At 47.7% G+C, this 18405-nt stretch carries 17 protein-coding genes; 11 read left to right on the forward strand and 6 right to left on the reverse strand.

Annotation, left to right across the window (positions count from 1 at the left end):
- Positions 1–31: 31 nt before the first annotated feature.
- Together HCR03_RS18175 and HCR03_RS18180 are read right to left on the reverse strand one after the other, a co-directional pair.
- Positions 32–1033 carry an ABC transporter permease gene (locus HCR03_RS18175; protein ID WP_066645186.1) on the reverse strand — a complete coding sequence of 334 codons (1002 nt, stop codon included), beginning with the start codon at positions 1031–1033 and terminating at the stop codon, positions 32–34.
- 11 nt (positions 1034–1044) lie between these two features.
- On the reverse strand, positions 1045–2568 hold the full coding sequence (locus tag HCR03_RS18180) for a sugar ABC transporter ATP-binding protein (RefSeq protein WP_066645187.1): 1524 nt from the start codon (positions 2566–2568) through the stop codon (positions 1045–1047).
- Positions 2569–3015: 447 nt separating this feature from the next.
- Between HCR03_RS18180 and HCR03_RS18185 the strand changes: the two genes are divergently transcribed.
- On the forward strand, positions 3016–4047 hold the full coding sequence (locus HCR03_RS18185; RefSeq protein WP_066645188.1) for a LacI family DNA-binding transcriptional regulator: 1032 nt from the start codon (positions 3016–3018) through the stop codon (positions 4045–4047).
- Between the two features lie 344 nt (positions 4048–4391).
- Here HCR03_RS18185 and HCR03_RS18190 read toward each other — a convergent pair whose 3' ends face one another.
- Together HCR03_RS18190 and HCR03_RS18195 are read right to left on the reverse strand one after the other, a co-directional pair.
- Positions 4392–7517, reverse strand: a complete 3126-nt coding sequence (locus tag HCR03_RS18190) for a CBM35 domain-containing protein (RefSeq protein ID WP_187035791.1) — start codon at positions 7515–7517, stop codon at positions 4392–4394.
- Positions 7518–7567: 50 nt separating this feature from the next.
- A complete protein-coding gene (locus HCR03_RS18195; protein WP_187035793.1) occupies positions 7568–10327 on the reverse strand; it encodes a glycoside hydrolase family 66 protein in 2760 nt (919 codons plus the stop codon).
- A 490-nt stretch (positions 10328–10817) separates the two neighbouring features.
- Here HCR03_RS18195 and HCR03_RS18200 point away from each other — a divergent pair, with 490 nt between their 5' ends.
- The 7 genes from HCR03_RS18200 (at position 10818) to HCR03_RS18225 (ending at position 15123) form a co-directional block, all read left to right on the forward strand.
- Positions 10818–11114: an alpha/beta fold hydrolase gene (locus HCR03_RS18200; RefSeq protein ID WP_156991187.1), complete on the forward strand. Its 297-nt coding sequence runs from the start codon at positions 10818–10820 to the stop codon at positions 11112–11114.
- 128 nt (positions 11115–11242) lie between these two features.
- Entirely contained in the window at positions 11243–11344 is a 102-nt protein-coding gene (locus tag HCR03_RS20725; RefSeq protein ID WP_407926884.1) for a hypothetical protein, read from the forward strand.
- Entirely contained in the window at positions 11298–12065 is a 768-nt protein-coding gene (locus tag HCR03_RS18205; protein ID WP_187035796.1) for a Rossmann-fold NAD(P)-binding domain-containing protein, read from the forward strand. Before HCR03_RS20725 ends, HCR03_RS18205 begins: the two co-directional genes overlap by 47 nt.
- A 127-nt stretch (positions 12066–12192) precedes the next feature.
- Positions 12193–12615 (forward strand): helix-turn-helix domain-containing protein, encoded by a 423-nt coding sequence (locus HCR03_RS18210; RefSeq protein WP_456236868.1) that lies wholly within the window; start codon positions 12193–12195, stop codon positions 12613–12615.
- Positions 12616–12626: 11 nt separating this feature from the next.
- Positions 12627–13220 (forward strand): phosphatase PAP2 family protein, encoded by a 594-nt coding sequence (locus tag HCR03_RS18215; RefSeq protein ID WP_228725017.1) that lies wholly within the window; start codon positions 12627–12629, stop codon positions 13218–13220.
- Between the two features lie 340 nt (positions 13221–13560).
- Entirely contained in the window at positions 13561–14007 is a 447-nt protein-coding gene (locus HCR03_RS18220; protein WP_187035797.1) for a GNAT family N-acetyltransferase, read from the forward strand.
- Positions 14008–14145: 138 nt separating this feature from the next.
- Positions 14146–15123, forward strand: coding sequence for a serine hydrolase domain-containing protein (locus tag HCR03_RS18225; RefSeq protein ID WP_156991192.1), 978 nt, complete (start codon positions 14146–14148; stop codon positions 15121–15123).
- A gap of 126 nt (positions 15124–15249) precedes the next feature.
- Here the strand turns inward: HCR03_RS18225 and HCR03_RS18230 are convergent, their stop codons facing one another.
- The gene (locus HCR03_RS18230; protein ID WP_066649227.1) at positions 15250–15894 is read right to left on the reverse strand and encodes a flavin reductase family protein; all 645 of its coding nucleotides are present in this window, start codon (positions 15892–15894) and stop codon (positions 15250–15252) included.
- Between the two features lie 276 nt (positions 15895–16170).
- Complete coding sequence (locus HCR03_RS18235; RefSeq protein ID WP_187035799.1) at positions 16171–17082, reverse strand: helix-turn-helix transcriptional regulator; 912 nt, start codon at positions 17080–17082, stop codon at positions 16171–16173.
- Positions 17083–17334: 252 nt separating this feature from the next.
- Between HCR03_RS18235 and HCR03_RS20730 the strand changes: the two genes are divergently transcribed.
- From HCR03_RS20730 to HCR03_RS18245, 3 genes are read left to right on the forward strand one after another with little or no spacing between them, the layout of a single operon-like run.
- Positions 17335–17565, forward strand: coding sequence for a helix-turn-helix transcriptional regulator (locus HCR03_RS20730; RefSeq protein WP_207727257.1), 231 nt, complete (start codon positions 17335–17337; stop codon positions 17563–17565).
- Positions 17566–17579: 14 nt separating this feature from the next.
- Complete coding sequence (locus HCR03_RS20735; protein WP_407926821.1) at positions 17580–17738, forward strand: hypothetical protein; 159 nt, start codon at positions 17580–17582, stop codon at positions 17736–17738.
- 41 nt (positions 17739–17779) lie between these two features.
- Positions 17780–18286 (forward strand): hypothetical protein, encoded by a 507-nt coding sequence (locus tag HCR03_RS18245; RefSeq protein ID WP_066646016.1) that lies wholly within the window; start codon positions 17780–17782, stop codon positions 18284–18286.
- The last annotated feature ends 119 nt before the right edge of the window (positions 18287–18405 follow it).

An 18405-nucleotide genomic window follows, 5' to 3' on the forward strand; every position in this document is an offset into this window, starting at 1 on the left:
GCAGGCGGTGTTTTCCGCCGTGAAAAATAAATTAACGAGGCAGAACCTTTTTAGACTTTGGCTGACGGATGGTGAGGAATACGACAATCAGGAAAATGATGCCCTTAATCAAAGAGACCACCTGCGTGTCTACCCCTGCCATAACCAACCCGTTGTTCAGTAACACATACGTAAAACTGCCGATGATTGCACTGCTGATGCGGGATTTTGCCCCGCCGTTCAAAGCCATTCCGCCAAGAATCAGGGCGACAATCGCGTCCATCTCCAGGCCGGAACCGGTTTTTTCGCTGACGCTTCCGGTTCTGGACAGAGAGAAAACGGCGGCAATCCCCACCATGATGCCGGCCAGGACATAAGCTTCCACCTTAACCTTTTTGACACGGACCCCGCTCTGCATGGCAGAAAGCGGATTATCACCAATGGCACGGTTCTGCTTGCCCAGCTTGGTCAGATTGAAAAGAACCGTCATCACGATGCAAAGAACCGCCATTGTGCCAATCAGGAACGGTGTGTTGGAGCGGAACAGTTCCAGGCCGGCCGTATTGTGCACCTCAATTTTATCAGTGCTCATGGAATTGACGTATGTGACAATTCCGCGGGCGACGAACATCACGGAGAGAGAGGAGATTGTGGACATCAGACCAAACTGATTGGTCACTATGATGTTTAACAGATAACACGTGACGGAAACAGCGATTGACACCAAAATTGCCGGCAAAACCTGGCCTGCCGTCAGGTTCATCACATACGTGGCGCACAGGGAACTCAGTGCGACCACTGCGCCGACGGAGATGTCCATTCCCCCATGGGAATAGATAAATGCCATTCCCAAGGTAATGGTGAGGATCACGACCAGCTGACGGATCAGCGTTTCCAAATTTCGGGCACTGAACAGATCGCCGTCCGTAAGATACAGAAAGACCGCGATGACGAAAATCAGCCCGAAATATTGGATAATATATTGTTTGTAATTCTGAATCCAGTGCAGGATACGGGAACCGAAACCGCTTTTTAATGTATTTTTCTCTTCCACGATCGCACCGCCTAAATCATATATTCAATAATCGAGGATTCCACCAGCTCCGGACTTCGTTGAAACTCCATGGAAACGCATCCATCCTTCATAATAAGGACACGGTCGCTCATTCCAATCAGTTCCGGCAGCTCCTCGCTGATGATCAGGATAGCGCAGCCCTGCTTTTTCAGCTGATAAATCAACTGGTACATGGTGGTTTTAACTCCTACGTCGACGCCGCGTGTCGGGCTGTCCAAAATCAGGATCCTGGACTGGTTTCCGATCCACTTTCCGAAGGATACCTTTTGCTTATTCCCCCCCGAAAGCTCGCCGACTGTCTGGTTGACGCCGCTGCACTTGATGTGCAGGCTGCCCACCTGCTTTTGAGAGAATTCTTTTTCGGCGCGCGGAAGGATAAAAAATCCTGTTTTCAGTTTGTCCAGTGCGGAAATCACCAAATTGTCCTTGATGGAAGCGTTCAGCAAGAGAGTTTCCTGATCTCTGTCCTTGGAAACGTAGCCGATGCCGTTTTCCATGGCGGTTTGAATATTTTTTACTCGGACCGGAATTTCCTTCCCGCCGGCTGATTTTGTATCTTGCAAAACCGTGACTTCGCCGCGCAGTGGAGGAAGCATCCCATACAACAGTTTTCCCAATTCATGCATCCCGCTTCCCGAAAGCCCCCCAACGCCCAGAATTTCGCCTTCATGCAGATCAAAGGTGACATCCTTCAGCGGTCCTGCGTCCACATGGCTGACCTGCATCATTCGCTTTTCGCCGTGGCTGGCATCAAAATCGCTGCGGTAAAAGTTATCCTGAATGGAACGCCCAACCATGGTCTGCTTAATCAGGCGCTCGTCAAATTCTTCTTTCCGGAAGGCGGAAATGAGTTTGCCATCACGCAGAACCGTTAAGCGGTCGCAGATTTCCATCAGTTCCGGCAGGTCGTGTGAAATGAAAAGAACCGCCTTGTTCTGTTCCTTTAAATCCCGCATGATTTTGTGAATCAAGGATCTTCCTTCATAGGAAAGGGCCGTTGTGGTTTCGTCCACGATCAGCAGAGTGGGATCGAAATACAGTGCGCGGGCGATTTCAACAAGCTTCCGCGTTTCAAAGCTCAGGGTTTCAATCGGTGCGGTAACATCGAAAGAAAGACCGACTTTTTCCAATGACTTCTCCGCTTCGCGCTGCATTTTTTTCCGGTTGATGGAACCGTGCTGCAGGAACATTGCTTCATCGCCGAGAAACAGATTGTCCGCGACGGAGAGCCCGCTGATGGTGCCTGTTTCCTGGACGATCATGCAAATTCGGTTGTCCCGGGCATCCAACGGACTGCGCGGACGATACGGCTTGCCCCGCAGCAGGATTTCGCCTTTGGTGGCCGTGTGAATTCCGCTGATGATGGAGGAAATGGTTGACTTGCCCGAGCCGTTTTCTCCAATCAGTCCTTGAATCTGGCCGCAGTAAACCTTTAGGCTCACCCCATCCAATGCTTTGATGCCGTCAAAGGCCTTTTCTAAATTTTTCGTTTCCAAAAACAAATCTTTTTCCATGACAAACACCTCTTTAACAGCTTGCAGAGTAAAAGGGAGAACTTACCTAGGTAGTGTTTCCTGACGGAGTTGCAACATTGTATTGGTATAATATGCAAATATTTTCATATAGTATGAATTGCTCTGCAGAACTTGCTGTCGTCTTGCCCTTGGCTTTCTTTCGGTACATATGAAATTATATACGGATTTTTTCCTGAATACAACCGGCAATTTTCTCGATAATTCACACACTAATTTAAAAGAAATGAATATGAAAATTTTCATGTTCATTTTGTACAAGTATTATGCACTTTCTATGGGGTATGGCTATATCAATAATTATAATGCTTTCTTGTAGCTTTTTCCCATTGAAAAAGCGGTGGAAAAAGCTATAATGAAATGAGTGAGAAAAACTTATGAAAATGAATTACAAATTTTCACATATTATTTTTTGGAGATTAAAATAAAATGAAAAAAGTAAACATGAATGACGTTGCAAAGCAAGCAGAAGTTTCACTGACAACCGTTTCTCGTGTGATTAACAATTCCGGTTATGTCGCCGAAGAAAAAAGGAAACGTGTCGAAAATGCGATTCGTGAAACCGGCTACCTTTTGCCGATTCAGCCGGAGAAGCCGGCACACATGGAAAATCTGATCGGGTTGATTCTCCGCAAGATTTCCGTCAACATTTTTTATGATCAGCTTAGCTCCGCCCTCCTGCAAGAGGCAGATAAGGTGGGTTACAGCATGGTGGCAATGTACAGCAACGGCGACCTTTGCAACGACAATCTGCGCGGCTATGTGGAAAAGCTTTTGAAATATAAGGTCAGCGGTATCGTCATCTGTGGTTTCGGAGACGAATATCTCTCCGAAAGCCTGAGGGAATTGCTGCAGGAATGCGGGATTCCAATTGTTTTTGTGGAACGCACAGCAGGCTGCTACGGTTTTAACCGCGTTTTGGTGGACAACTCCCTTGGAACCTATTACGCAACAAGATATCTGATCCAAAAGAAGCACGGCCGGCTGCTTTATATTGGTTTTGATAAGAAAGGCAGCGTTGAAAAGTCGCGGACCAAAGGGTTCCTGCATGCGGTGCAGGAGGCGGGCTATGCCGACTCGCAGTATTCAATTTACTCCTGCCCGGACAGCTCGGTCGCCTCGGGATATGCCGCAATGAAGTGGGCGCTTGAGAAGCAGGCCGATATCACGGGTGTGGTAGCTTATTTCGACGGTTATGCGGCCGGGGCGATGCAGTATCTTTACGAAATTGGGCGTAAGGTCCCGAATGACATCGAGATCATCGGTCACGATGATACTTATGCGCCGAATCTGGCTCCGCCGATCAGCAGCGTTCGCATGCCGTTCGAAGAAATGGGTTCTGCCGCGGTAAATATGATTCTTGAAAATCAGGGAAACACCATGGATTTTTTTGCAAAAACCGTCTCTCTGGAACCGAAACTCATTCTGCGCGGCGGAAATGCACAGGCGGTATCTCTATAAGCGCTGCAGTTTGAAATAGTGGTAGTAAAGCATATAAACCCCAAAAGAAATAGTCATGCCCGATTAATTTCACGTTTTGAGTAGCAAGTTATCCGAAGCAGAGCAAAGAAAGCACACCTAAAGCAAAGCTTAGGTGCGCAGATTTGGATAACTGTTATTGAACGAAACACGGCCGGTTGCAGAAGACTATGGGGAAAGCGTCTTGAGTTTTCGTATGCCCCGCAGCCGCGCCGAGTACTGTTTCAATCAAAAGCTAGAGCCGGGCATCTTTACAATGCCGGCTCTAGATGGATCTGAATTAAATTTACTTTTGAACTTGCTTATGGATTTACAAATGCTGTATTTTATTCAAAGTTTCCGTAAAGCCAGGACTCACTGCTGCCGGTCAGCCGGTAATTGAGCTGGGCTGTGTCCTGATCGAGATAAGAACCGTTCTGATATTTTTCCAGTACGACCGTAATGTGTCCCCATGCATCGTTGGACGGAGAGCCGATTTCAGACCGTGGAATTACCATTTCGATTCCTCCGGTTGTGGTGTCCCACTGCGGTGCTATGACGGAAGAAATGGTTTTGTTCAGTGACCAGTTACCGCCGGACACAGTGTATTTGTTGTAAGCAGAATCCGTGTTGCTCCGGGTAAAGAGGAACGCCATATTTCTTCCCAATGAGGAATCATGAATGGTTTTGGTCGATGTACTTGCGCTGTTGCTGAAATCCTCCGTATAAACGCTGACTTTAAAATTATTCTGTGAGGAGCCGGGGAGAGTCCCTGCTTCGTTGTTGATGCGAAGGTAGAGGTTATTCGCATCGTTGCTGATGTAAACCTTTTTAATATCCGTTTGGCTGTCCGAAACAGCGGTATCGCCGGGAGCATCCGCATAATAGGGGACGTATTGATACTGGCTCCAGTCTCCGCTTGCGCCGCTGGTTACGCTGATGGATTTGTAGCAGCCGGAATTGTTTTCAGAGGCGTAAACCCGCATATCGTAGTTGTTCGCATAGGCCAGACTTGCCAGAACAAACGAGGCGGCCGTAACCGGCTCGCTGGCCGTGCTGACACAGGGGGCCTCCGTCACGTTGCTTGCGGACTCTCCGGTTACCATCCATCCGGTGGCGGTTCTGTGCTTGAACCATTCCAGCATGTTATATGCTTTGTCCGGATTCCCGGAATAGATTTGGTAAACCGCGTCCCACATCGTCATCTGGGGCCACGACGGAGAAGCTTCCAGCGCCTCGTTGCCGCCCGGGCTCCACTGAGAGGTGTAATAGAAGGTGTCGCCGGAATATCTGGGCAGCCCGTATACGTCGTGAGCGAGGTCGGTTTCCAGCTTGGAAATGTGACGCGACGCCCTTGAGGAGTTCACGTCGATCGCGCCCAGCGCGAACAGAATATTGGTGGACGAGTCTTCCAGGGTGTTGTTGGAGAGGTCGGAGTTTACGCATCTGTTATAGTATCCTTTGGAAACATTCCAAAGGCCCTGACTGCTGTCATCGCGGTTGATCGCCGTCAGGATGGAACTGCCCGCGCCGTTGTAGCTGTCCGTTAAGGCGGCGTTGCCCATAGCTGCAGAAATCAGCGCCGCGCTTTTCAGACCCATGGCATAGGCTGCCTGTGTATAGGTGTAGTATTCGGAAGTGTCGCCCTCTTCCCAGATACTCTTGTCCGCAGGCCCAAATCCGGTGCTCTGGTTGATATTGTTCATAATATAATTCGCTGACTTTTGCACTGTGGAATAAAGAGCGGAGAGGAACGACTGGTCTCCTGTCAATTTATAATGCTGATAAACGCCGATTAGAAACATGCCGATGGAATCGTTTTCAGGTTCTACGAAATTCTGATTGGTGTTGTCCCATAATCCATAGCATGTGTGGAAGGTGCCATCCGAATTCTGGCGTGCCGCAAGCCACTTCCAGTAGGTTTCGGCCTCGTCGGTAAATCCGGCGGCGTCTAGTGCCATTGCCGTCACGGCGGAATCTCTGGCCCAGATTTTATAGCCGTAATTAACAGGGTTTGTCGTTGCCGGCATGGCTCCGTCACCGGTAGAGCTTCCGGGGCGGATCGAATTTTTAATCATAACCAGATTCCTTTTGTAGAGAGCAGTCAGGTCGGAATCTGAGAGGGAGGGAACGGTTTTTCCGCTGAACCAGTTCTGGTAATCGCTTGCCGTTTCTTCAAACCAATCGCTGCCGCTCCGGGAGGCCGCGGTATTGCACAAAGCCTGAATCTCATTCAGGGAGGCGCCGAGCCCCAGGTAGAAATATACGTATTGCGTGCCGCCGGCGGGAATTGTCACCGTTTGCTCAAATGCGGCGGAAACGTCCTGCGCAGAGACACTGGAGTTATTTTTGAGCGTGCCGCTGCCGTCAAAGGTATACCAGGGGGAGCAGGTTTGGCTGGAGGTGCTGCTGTCGGTATCGTTTGCCGCCTGATAGTAGCTTGGGGCCGCAAACGCTCCCAAAGCCAGATAGGGCTGGGAAGAGGCGCTCCTATTTACAATGATAGCTTTCCTGGAAGAATCGTAGCTTGCTGAAATTGTGTTGGAAGTGCTGTTGTTGGGGTGGAGCATATCAAGAACGCTGTAGGTTGCGCTGGAGGATCCGCTGTTTTTCAGCGCATAGCGCGTTACGATCAGGTTCTGATTCGGAATGGTCGCATAGTCTCTTGAAATCTCGATGGAAGGCTGGCTGCCGTCGTATTTCAGGTAATTGGTATGTAAAATACCGTCCTCGTCAAAATAGCCTTCCGAGTCGAAATTATGGGTCTGGTCATATTTGACATTGTTGGTTTCATCCCGGAAAAAGCCTGCGTAATCCTGAATCTGATTTTGGGACCAGTTGCCCGAATATCTCAGTTCGGAAAGGCGGGGGCCTTTTCCGCTGGAGGTGTCGGTGTCGTACAGCTTGCTGGCCTGCCAGATCGACATCATATTGTTCCAGTTCGAGGTGTACAGACTGCGCACGGAAACATGCTTAGGGGTCACAACAAGATTGTCAAGATTGATGTATCCGTCCGAGCTGTTTTCCACCGCAACTTTTACCGTGTGTGTACCGGAGGAAAGCGCGGTTCCAACATCCGTGGTGTTCCATATGTCCCAGCTTCCGGTGTCGGCGAAGTACGCGTTGCTGATAAAATTGCCGTCCACGTAGATTTCACGGACGTTGGTTGCTCCGGTATAATTCGTATAACGGAATCGAAGAGTAGTGTCTTCAGCGGTTGAAATGTTTATGGTAAATTGGACGGAATCGCCGGTATCGCCGAACCCGTCGACAAAGCCGGAGCCGGTATAACCGTTATGGTTCGTATTGGTGGTCACGTTGTTTAGCGATGCGGTTTCGGCTTCGTACTGGTTTTCCGTGTAAATTTTTGCTTCTGCGGCCGATTTCGGCAGCCATCCGAATCCGGCGAGCAGGCTGAACGCGAGCATGGCTGCGGTTACGGACTTTAACCTTCTCTTGTTTGCCAGTTTCATTTTCTTTTCCTCCTTGTTTTTTGATTTATCATGAATTCGCCGGTTGGATTTCAGGAGCTGATTTCAATATGATCCAGGTTAATGTATCCCTCGTATCCGCTTGAAACCAGCAGCACCAATCGGTGCATTCCCGACCTCATAGAAACCTGTTTTTCAGATTCCTGCCAGGTGTTCCAGTCTGCGGTTACCGGAAAATCCACTTCTCCTTCGGAAGCATTGTCCATAATCAGAAGGCGTTTGCATTCCGCCGCGGTTGCGTTTGAATATCTGAACTTTAAGTTGTAGTACCCGGTGGTCGGGACATCAAGATCAAATGTTACGGAAGAATACATGGTTCCATACGAATCCACAAATCCGGTTCCCGTGTATCCGGGGTGGTCTGTGTTGGTTGACACGCCGGAAAGGATGGAGCTCTCCGCTTCAATGATGGACGGGCAGGACTCCGAACCCCATTTCAGGTAGATCATATCCCAGTATTCCAGGGATGGAACCGTAAACGTAACGTATTTTCCGTTTGAATCTGTTGAGACCGTATAGTTGAGGGCCGTGGATATCCCTTCGTCCGCATCCGGAGAAGCAACACTGACGCCGGCAACGGATTTGTAGGTCGGAATGTAATATTTTACGGTCAAATTTGTCTTTTCGTCAGGCACCGCGGCTGCATTCCTCCAGTTTGTATCGGTTTCGGCAGTCATGTTGATGAGATGCAGAATCCCGTAATCGTCGCCTTTGTTTTTCGGGATAAACCAGATCTTGCCTGCTTCGCCGCTTCCGGACACGGCTTCGCCGCTGATACTGATGTTCTGAAGTCCGCCGTCCGACGGGATAATATCCGGGTCATACAGCAGATTCTCGTATGCCGTGATGAAATTGTACTGATTTTTCATCGCCGTTCTCAGGTTGTCCCTCATGGACTTATACGCTTTGGGGTAATAGGGATGCCCCAGCATGACGGCGTCGCTGTAGCCGGAGGAACCATTGGCCATGGAGAGACCGGAACCCATTTCAATATGCATGGCGCCGGAAGCGGCCAGCACCGCGTCCGTCAGGCGGACGGAATTTGAATCGAAGGTTCCCAGCGTGATGCTGTCAAGACGGATATCTCCACCCGCATTGTCGCTGTCCTGCTGAATCCGGATCGTGTGCGTTCCCTGCGTCAGGTACAGCGTCTTTGGCGTTGTGAACGACGATTCGGCGGAATACTGATACCAGCTTGGGTCGGCGGGGATCAGCCCGGTTCTTGTGCTGTCAAAGTTTGCAACCATTGTTTTGGTTCCATCGACATAAATGCTTTTTTGGGCTCTGGTATCGGTTCCGTTGGAGGCAAGGAACACAAGAGAATAGGTCCCTGTTTCAGGAGCCTGAACGGTATAGGAGGAGTAATCGCCTGTTTCGTCGAATCCGGTGACATAGGTTACGTTGTTTTCCGTCCCGGAATGGACGCCGCTGAGAGTGCCGCTCTCGGCCTGATAAGTAGTCCCGAGATTATCGTACTGGTTCATATACGCGGCGCAGACCATCGTCTTGCCGCCGTCGTTTTTTCTTTGCCAGTCGATGTAGTTCTTCAGATCGTTATAATTGCTGCAGTTTTCCCAGATTTCGCTGAACGGGAAATCCGTATTCGCGTTTTTGATAATATCGTTGGAAGAAAAATCATCGTTGGGAGACGCGGCTCCATTGACCGCGTTCATGGTGATATAATTTTTACTGCTGTTGTTTGCCGTTAAATTTTGCTTGATTTCATTCACATAGGAAGAAAAGGAATTTGCCAAATCGACGGAGTTTCCCGAGTAGTCGTAGTAATTGACATTGCCCCAGAAATCACCCATCTGATCGAGTTGAATCCCATCGAACCCAAATGTGTTAACGGCCCCCGTGTACTGACTGGACATGAAATTTCGCCAGGACTCATTAAAGGGATTGAATACAAAAAGAATCGGGAACGGCTTTCCCTCCAAAGGAAATATAAATTGGTCGATACGATTCAGAGAAGATGGATTGTTGGTTTCGTAGCTGATATTATGATTGAGATTTTTGTACAGTCCCCATTCCTTGCTGACACCGTAATTTTCATATCCTTCCCGTGCCATATAAACCATTTGATAGGCCATTGCCTTTTGATTCAGATTATGTCCGGCGTTAATCCTCTGCAAAATGCTGGCTTTTGAAATGGTGTTCCCGAACATGTCCTCCCAGGTGGCCGCCGTGTCCGATGGAATATCCTTTTCATGGCGCCACATCCAGTCGTAATACTGAACAAGGTTGATATGGTAATCCCTTGCCAGTTCCTGCATCAGGGAAGTGCTTTCCGTTTCGGATTCTCCTACCGGAAAATCGACGCTGTACCCATAACGTGGATAGCGGGAAACATCGGAAGAAACGTCGATTGCCGTTACTTTGGTGCTTCCATTCCCCAGCGACACCCGTACCAGATATCCGGTGTAGTCGGCAGAATCGCATTGCCATGAGAGATTGTGTCCGACTGTTCCGCCGGCTGCTACGGTTACATTTTCACTGCTTTCCCAGACCTGTTGGTTCAGATGGTAGATCTTTGTAGTGACGGTCTGTTCGATACCGCTTCCGGTGCTGTTTTTGATTTTTGCAGTGAGAATGGCGGTGTCTCCCGGCTGATAACAGGCTTTATCCGTGTAAAGATCAATGATTTCACCGTAAGCCGATGGGGTTGAGCTGAGGGTAGTCTGTTGCTGAGATACGGAGGCTGCCGACTCAGCCGCGTAGACGGTGCCGCCGTTTGAAACGATTACGGCACAGGCCAGAGTCAATGACAAGCAAGCTAGAAACCTTTTCAATCAAATCCTCCTCCTTTTTTACACTCCTCTTTTCTGATAAAAAAGCACGCGTAACACTTCCTTCCATAATTTACATTTATTTCCATATTCATTATAACGCAAATATATTTTGGTTTAAATTCCTATTTTTTTAGATTTCAGTTCAATTTTTTTATATAAAAATTAAAATTTTGCAATTTATTCTTGTGATCAGTAAAGGATAAGGCTGGATGAAGAAAAGAAATGTCCGCTTCCTATAAATTGCACCATTTAACGCGAATCGGCTCTGCTTTGATCTCCCTTTCTAAACTTCATGATTGTATTTATTTCCGCTGAGAGATATAATGTGGAAGAAAAAAATTCTGATTATTTATAGCATGGGAAAGGGACGCAGAAGATAGGTTCTTCCAACAGAAAGACTGCGTTGAATCGGATTGTCATGGCCGTAATAGATTTACAGGCTCCATACCGTGTATTTCATATTTTGGGGCAATAAAATGAACAAAAGGCCTTGGATAAGCAGACATTCGTTGAGGTAATGCTGAATATGGCCGGAAGCTGTCTACATGAGGATACGGCATATCGGTTCCGCCAGCCGGTGCTGCTGCTTTGCGGTGTCGATGACAAATTGGGAAACATTAGGAAGGCTGCGGAGCCTTGGGCAAAAGAAGACAGAAATTGTTATTTGCATATGATTGAACATGCAAATCATAACTCCAATCAGGACAACCCTACTCAGGTTAACCGGTTGATCGCGGGTTTTTTGGACCTGAATCAAACTTTTTTTCGCGAGCAGGAAGAGTTGTGAAGGAGATTTGAGATCAGTCGATTGCACTGTTTCTTTCGCTCCGAAAACATGAGAAAGCCACCGCACCGGAAAAGGGGAACAGAATGAATGTATTAGTATTGGGCGGCACAAGATACTTTGGTGTACATATGGTTGAAGCCCTTCTTCAAAAAGGGCATCAGATCACGATTGCCACCAGGGGGGTTGAAAAAAGACAATTTCGGCAACAGGGTTCGGCGGGTTGTTGTTGAGCGCACATCACCCCGAAGCATGGCGGAAGCATTCTGCGGCAGATTTTTTGACGTAGTGTGCGACAGCCTTGCTTACTGCTCCAACGATGTGAAATATGCGTTGGATTCCATAAGCTGCAAACGCTATGTGATGACATCCTCGGCGTCTGTGTACGATCTGCATGTCGATACAAAGGAAGGCGACTTTAATCCTCTTGTAAAACCGTTGAAATGGTGTAACAGAGCGGATTACCCGTATGATGAAGTCAAACGACTCGCAGAGTGCGCCGCGTTTCAGGCATACCCCTCGCAAAACACAATAGCCGTCAGATTCCCATTTGTGATAGGACCCGACGACTATACCAATCGACTGTATTTTTATGTCGAGCATATTGTAAAGGGGATACCCATGTTGATTGACGATATCGATGCGCAGATGGGATTTGTCAGTTCAAACGAAGCGGGCCGTTTTTTGGCTTTCTTAGCAGAGCAGGAGTACACAGGCGTCATGAACGGAAGCAACAGCGGAACAATATCGTTACAGGAGATCATTCAGCATGTGGAAGAAAAGACAGGCAAACAAGCAATTCTATCAAATCATGGGGATAATGCTCCCTATAACGGCGGAGTGGATTATAGTTTAAATACCAAACTTGCGTCAGATTTAGGTTTTTGTTTTTCTCCAATCAGACCATTTATCTATGATCTGATTGACAGGTACCTAGAACTCGCCGGAAAGTAAAATACGATTTCCCAAGAAGTTTAATGAATAGACTTTAGGGAAATCCAGTGATTTGCACGCTTTTTAAAAACCGCAAATTGCTTGTGCGAAAAAAACTCAGTACACATCGGAAGCGAGGCGAAGCTCAATGGAATTCAATGAAAAATTGCAGCAATTACGAAAACAGAAAAATTTGACACAAGAGGAACTTGCCGACTCGCTCTATGTATCCCGCACGGCGGTTTCCAAATGGGAATCCGGGCGTGGATATCCCAACATCGATTCCCTCAAAGCGATTTCAAAACTCTTTTCCGTATCCGTTGACGAGCTGCTTTCCGGCGAAGAATTGATAACGCTGGCGGAAACGGAAAGCAAAGAAAATGCAAAAAGCTTTTCCGATATGGTTTTCGGAATACTCGACTGCACAATGGCCCTGCTGCTTTTTCTGCCGTTCTTTGGGCAGCAAGGAGACGGTATGATATACACCGTTTCGCTCATTGCTCTCACGGATGAACCAAACTATATTCTCGTTCCGTATTTTGTGCTTGTGTCGTTGACTCCCTTTTTGTGATGCTCACTACAATGCTCATGTATGTGGATGTGAAGCCTGTAGGGCCGAAGGGTTCTTATGTAGGGTTGGCAACTCTGAACAAATGGATGTCTGAACGGCTGGGAGTCAATATGCTCCTGTACCACATTACCGACTGGCTTGGCGTTGTGCCTGTTTTGTTTGCCTTGGGCTTTGCGATCCTGGGGCTGACTCAGCTTATTAATAGAAAGAGTCTGAAGCGTGTGGATTACAGCATTCTCGTACTGGGAGCGTTTTATCTGCTTGTGATCGGGGCTTATTTGTTTTTTGAGTTCAATATCGTAAATTACAGACCGGTTCTTATTCAGAACGTTTTAGAAGCGTCGTATCCTTCTTCCACCACACTGCTTGTCCTATGCGTTATGTCCACGGCGATCATGCAGTTCAACCGTCTGATAAAGGGCAGATCGGCAAGAATTGCCATTAATGCGGTTTGTGCCGTCTTTGTTGTCATCGCTGTAGTCGGGCGGCTGCTGTCAGGAGTTCACTGGCTTACCGATATTCTTGGCGGTGCGCTGCTGAGTTCCGCGCTTGTTATGCTGTATGATTCGGTTAATACATTTATTGAAATTAAAAAAAACCGCTGAGGCAGGCCCGGCCCCATAAAGAGCGTGCGCGGTCCGGAAAAGCAAGGGTTGCGCATAACGACAGACAATTTCATGGAGTGAAGGCACCGTCTGTGGAAAAAGTGCAATTTGTGTGAGGGACAATTCGGAATATTGGTACCGTCATTTAAATGCCGACCACTTGGCTACAGCATTTCCATTTTAGATTGCAAATATGGACATATCCTTCCTCCGCCGAAGGAGGGGGAGGAATATAAGTAAATTCTACAATTCAACTGGAATTGCTGTAATATGATTTGCCTGTCATGCACCGTAATTCTTAAGGCTTTATGTTTGGAATAATAAGTTCTGGAGGATGAAAATGATTTACAGAAAGATGGAAGAAGCTGATATTCAAAAAGTTATTCCGCTGTACATAGAATACTACAATTATAAGGATAACAGCTGCTGGACGAAGGAAACCACCTATAAACGCATTCATCAGGTTTGGAGCAGAGAGGATTCTCATTGCTTGGTTCTTGAAAATAATGAAGTCATAATCGGCTTTGCGATGGGTTATTTTGAGCAGTATGACGATCTGGTCGCTTACGATTTGATTGAGATTGTGATTGCACTTGCCTATCAAAATAAGGGATTTGGCACTGCTTTGATGTTGGAGCTTGAGCGGCAGGTAAAAAGCATGGGCGCGTCGATGATTCAGCTGCAGGCCGTAAACGATGAGAAACATAACCGGTTTTACGGCAGGTTACAGTATAAAGACGTCGGCAATCTGATTTTAAAAGCAAAATGGCAATTAGGCGCGGATTAAAAATATGGACGTCCCCGGCTGCCGGAAAGGTCATAAAGTTTTTTAGTTTTTTTAAAATGCCTCTTGCAATCTTTTTTTAATAGACTTACTCTTTATTTCAAGGATATCCTTCATCAATGAAAGGAGAAAACTGATTGCATGAAGCAGGAAAAAATTGAAGAGCTTGAAAAGGTGATTTGCGCCGAGTATGGCAATATCGCGGGCATTCTTGTGCAAAAAAGCGGAATGAAATTATACGAAAATTACTGGAACGGATACACGGCCGGTCATGCTGTCCACGTGGCATCGGTGACCAAAAGTGTTGTTTCCGCGTTGATTGGCATCGCTATCGAGCAGGGTTATATTGAAAACGAGGATCGGAAGGTGTTGGACTTTTTCCCGGATTACACGGTGAAAGCGGGCGAAAGAACAATACAGAACATTACTATCAGAAATTTACTTACCATGACGGCCCCGTATCGATATCAGACGGAGCCCTACGAAAAGTTCTTTACAAGCCGGAACCCGATTCGGGACGCCCTCGATTTGTTAGGCGGAGACGGTGCCATCGGAGAATTCAATTATTCCGCCATCGGCGGAACTCATATTTTGTCGGGAATCCTTGTAAAGGCGACAGGGCGGTCCGTGCTTGATTTTGCTGTTGAAAATTTATTCGCGCCACTGGAAATGAAAGTGCCGCGCAATGTGGTGCTGCGTAATAAGGAAGAACATATCGCTGTGATGAACGATAAAAACACCAGCGGCTGGGCCGTTGACGCGCAGGGAATCAACACGGCGGGCTGGGGCCTTTTCCTGACGGCTGAGGATATGGCGAAAATAGGCCGGTTGTACCTGAACGGCGGAGTATGGGACGGCAAACAAATTGTTTCGGCTGGGTGGATTGCTGAGAGCACACGCGAACATAGCCGATGCGCCGAATGGGGAAATCTGGCCTACGGCTATCTTTGGTGGATCCTTGACGGCGACAGCTATGCGGCTCTGGGTGACGGAGGCAATGTAATCTATGTGAATACAAAGAAAAAAATGGTGATTTCCATTGCTTCGCTTCTTATACCGGATGCCAAGGATCGAATCGAACTGATTCAAAAATATATCGAACCGATTTTTCAGGATTAAAAAACGGTAATCCATTTCCGGATTGCCAAAACCGACAGGGCCGCGAAACAATTCCGTTGTCTCGCGGCCCTGCTATTTGGTTTTGATTGGATTTCATCGGACCGATGCCGGCGGACGGAAGATGAATCAGTCCGTCCGTTTCACAATTTGCAAATGTGCAACGGCTGAACCGCTGCCCTGACCTGTCACGGGATGTTTTGGCGAATGAACATTGAACATAAAACCATTTGAACTGCAGATTGTTTCAACGTCATGGCTTTCTTCCACGACCGCGTGTCTGACCCTGCCGACAATCATCGCGTTAATGCCTTTTCCCGAAAGGTCGGACGCGGTTTCAAGCGTGCATTCGTAGCACAAGAAGGCCTCTCGGATTCGGGGCGGTTTTATTGTCGTTGCCGGCTCGGCGGTAAAGCCCCCAACAGCCAATTCGTCGGTATCGTCATCATTCTGCTCGATGGTTTTCAAGCAGCGGTCGTAATAATCCGGATTGAGGAAATTGATGCAGAATTCCTTGTCGCGGAGAATATTACGGTAAGTATGCGTACTTTGCATCAGGCCGGACATGACGGCAAAAAAGCCGCCGCCGTCGCCGGAAAATGTGCTCCACGCGTGCAGGCAGGCGTTTGGCTTTCCGTTTTCTTTTCGTGTCGTAATCAAAAACAGGGCGGAGGGGACGCCGCACGCAAACTCAAGATGGGAAAACACGTCATACTGACCTTGCCATTCTTCCGCAAAGGTTGCGGGCCGATTTTCGTCAACTTCAAATCTCATTCTTTTGACTGCTCCTTCCATTTGACATAAAAAAGTTTGAGCGGTCTGAAAGGGGACCTACAGCAATTCCAGTTGAATTGTAGAATTTTCTTATGTCCCTCCCCCGCCGAAGGCGGGGGAGGGACATGTCCGTATTTGCAATCTAAATTGGAAATGCTGTAAGGAGCGCCCTGATGGACACTCCGGTTCCCGGCTTCGGTCTTTTTACTGGATCTTAGCTGACCGCTTCTTACTGATACAGAATACCACATCAATCCTGACAACTGTATGTCAGCTTCACTCGTACTGCTTTAAAATTATTTTCGCTTCTTTCCGAATAGCGTCGGCAAGGCTTTTGGGGGATAGAACTTTCGCGCCTTTCCCCAGCCCTAAAATGGTTTTTACCATTTCGTGTTCATTCACATAATCCCATTTGGCAAGAATGCGATGATCAATAATTTCGTAGGAATCCGGGCCGTATTCATCCACCGCCACGTATTCGAGACTGCGGTCCAGCAGAAGGGTCGCGTATCGTTTTGTTTCAGGATCGGACAGAAACGCATCAAGGTTCAAACTTTCTTCGGGAACGTCCCGAAACTGAAAGGAATCGTCGGTCATTTCCAGATGTAGCAGACGGCTGAGCTTAAACAGCCTGAAATCATCGCGCAGACGGCAATAGCCGAACACATACCACGCGGACCATTTGAACGTAATCAAATACGGTTCCAATTCCCGCTTGGTTCTGCCGGTTTTACTGTAATATTCAAACCGCACCGCTTTTCTCGTCAGGATTGCGTCTCGAAGCAGAGCAATCTTGGGCGCGAGATCATTTTTATAAAAAGAGGCCAGATCGATGATGATTTCATCCTTGAGTGAAATAAAACGATCCGGTTCAGGGGAAAGCTTCGCGATCAGGGAACGGATGGACGGGTTTGACATCACGCTTGAAAGACTTTTCAGTCCAAGTAAAATACTCTGCATTTCCTCCCGTGTGAGCGCGCTTTTATCCAGCGTGAAGCCTTTCTCAATTCCGATTCCGCCGTCCCCTCCCGGGTAGGTGATAATTGGGATTCCGGCTTTCCCGATATCCTCAATATCCCTGTAAATGGTACGCAGCGACACTTCGAACCGTTCTGCAAGATCTTTTGCTTTCACTTTGTTTTTTTGTGTAAGGATCGTCAGGATTCCGAGTAAACGGTCGACCTTCATGACACCACTTCCATTTCTACCGGTATCATAGCAAAGCTGTCATGAGAATGTCAACTTAATTGCCTCCCCGCAGATCCGTTTTTCGGTTCAAAAGGCATGATGCGAAATCCAATTCTCTATTCTAAAAGAAAGAGATGTATGGTATAATTTTCTAAAACACCGGTCCGTTTTTCCTTTCCATGCTTGAATATTTTACGGTTCGGAGATCGAAAAGCAGGGTAGGGTTTTGGATGCGGAGCAAGGAGTAACAGCGTGAAAACAGATCGGCTTCTGGAGATTATTATTTATCTTCTGAATCACGAGAAGGTCACGGCGAAACAGCTGGCAAACAAATTCGACGTTTCTGTCCGAACAATCCAGAGAGACGTTGACAGTATTTCTTTAACCAGAGTTCCGATTTTAGCCGCGACGGGCCTTCATGCAGGGAGGACTCAATCGCGGAGCTTGAGGAGTATTTCCCCGGGGAAAAGAAAGAACGGCTGAACGACGGAAATTATTTGCTGCACCTGCATGTACCGCCGCAGGAAAAACTGTGGCAGGCTCTGCTTCTCAGTATGGGACGCAAAGTCAGAATTTTAAGCCCGGAATCTTATCGGGACAGGCTGGTTCGTACCGCGGCCGGATTTTTATCAAACCATGACATGCTTATGTCGTAAATGTTGTGCTATGATGAGGAAAACCTGAAGGAGTGATTTTTATGAATTCATTTGGCACGGCGCTGATCGCCTCTCAAAAAAGCGCGGTGATTCCGGAAGAACAAAACCTGTTCGGACAGTTTGTCGGCGATTGGGATTTTGACTGGTATGACAGGATCGGAGCGCATGCGGGAAGGCATGTCAAGGGGGAATGGATTTTTGCGTGGGTGCTGGAGGGCACCGCCGTTCAGGATTTGTTTATCTGCCCCTCGAGAGAGGAACGGCTGGTCAACAGCCAGCCTGATAACGAGTATGGCACGACAATCCGAATCTACAATCCCAAAACCTGCGCATGGGATATTTTCTATGGCTGCACTGGGGAAGCCACCCGGCTGGAGGCTCGGAAAGAAGACGATAAAATCGTACTGACGGAAATCGGCGACAAGAAAATGAAGTGGATTTTTTCAGAGATTACAAAAGATTCTTTTCGCTGGCAATGCGATGATACGGAAGACGGCTTGACCTGGAAGACTTACCGGGAGCTTTTTGCGGTGAGGAAAAAAAGATAAGAACCATTTCTTAACGGTTCATATCCAATCAAATAGAAAAGAGAAAGCTCGGCATCAAGTGGGAAACTTGAAGCCGAGCCTTTTCTATTCACAGTTGAAACGGCTGCCGATCATTTTCG

Source organism: Caproicibacter fermentans (genome assembly GCF_014303955.1).
Classification (GTDB): Bacteria; Bacillota; Clostridia; order Oscillospirales; family Acutalibacteraceae; genus Caproicibacter; species Caproicibacter fermentans.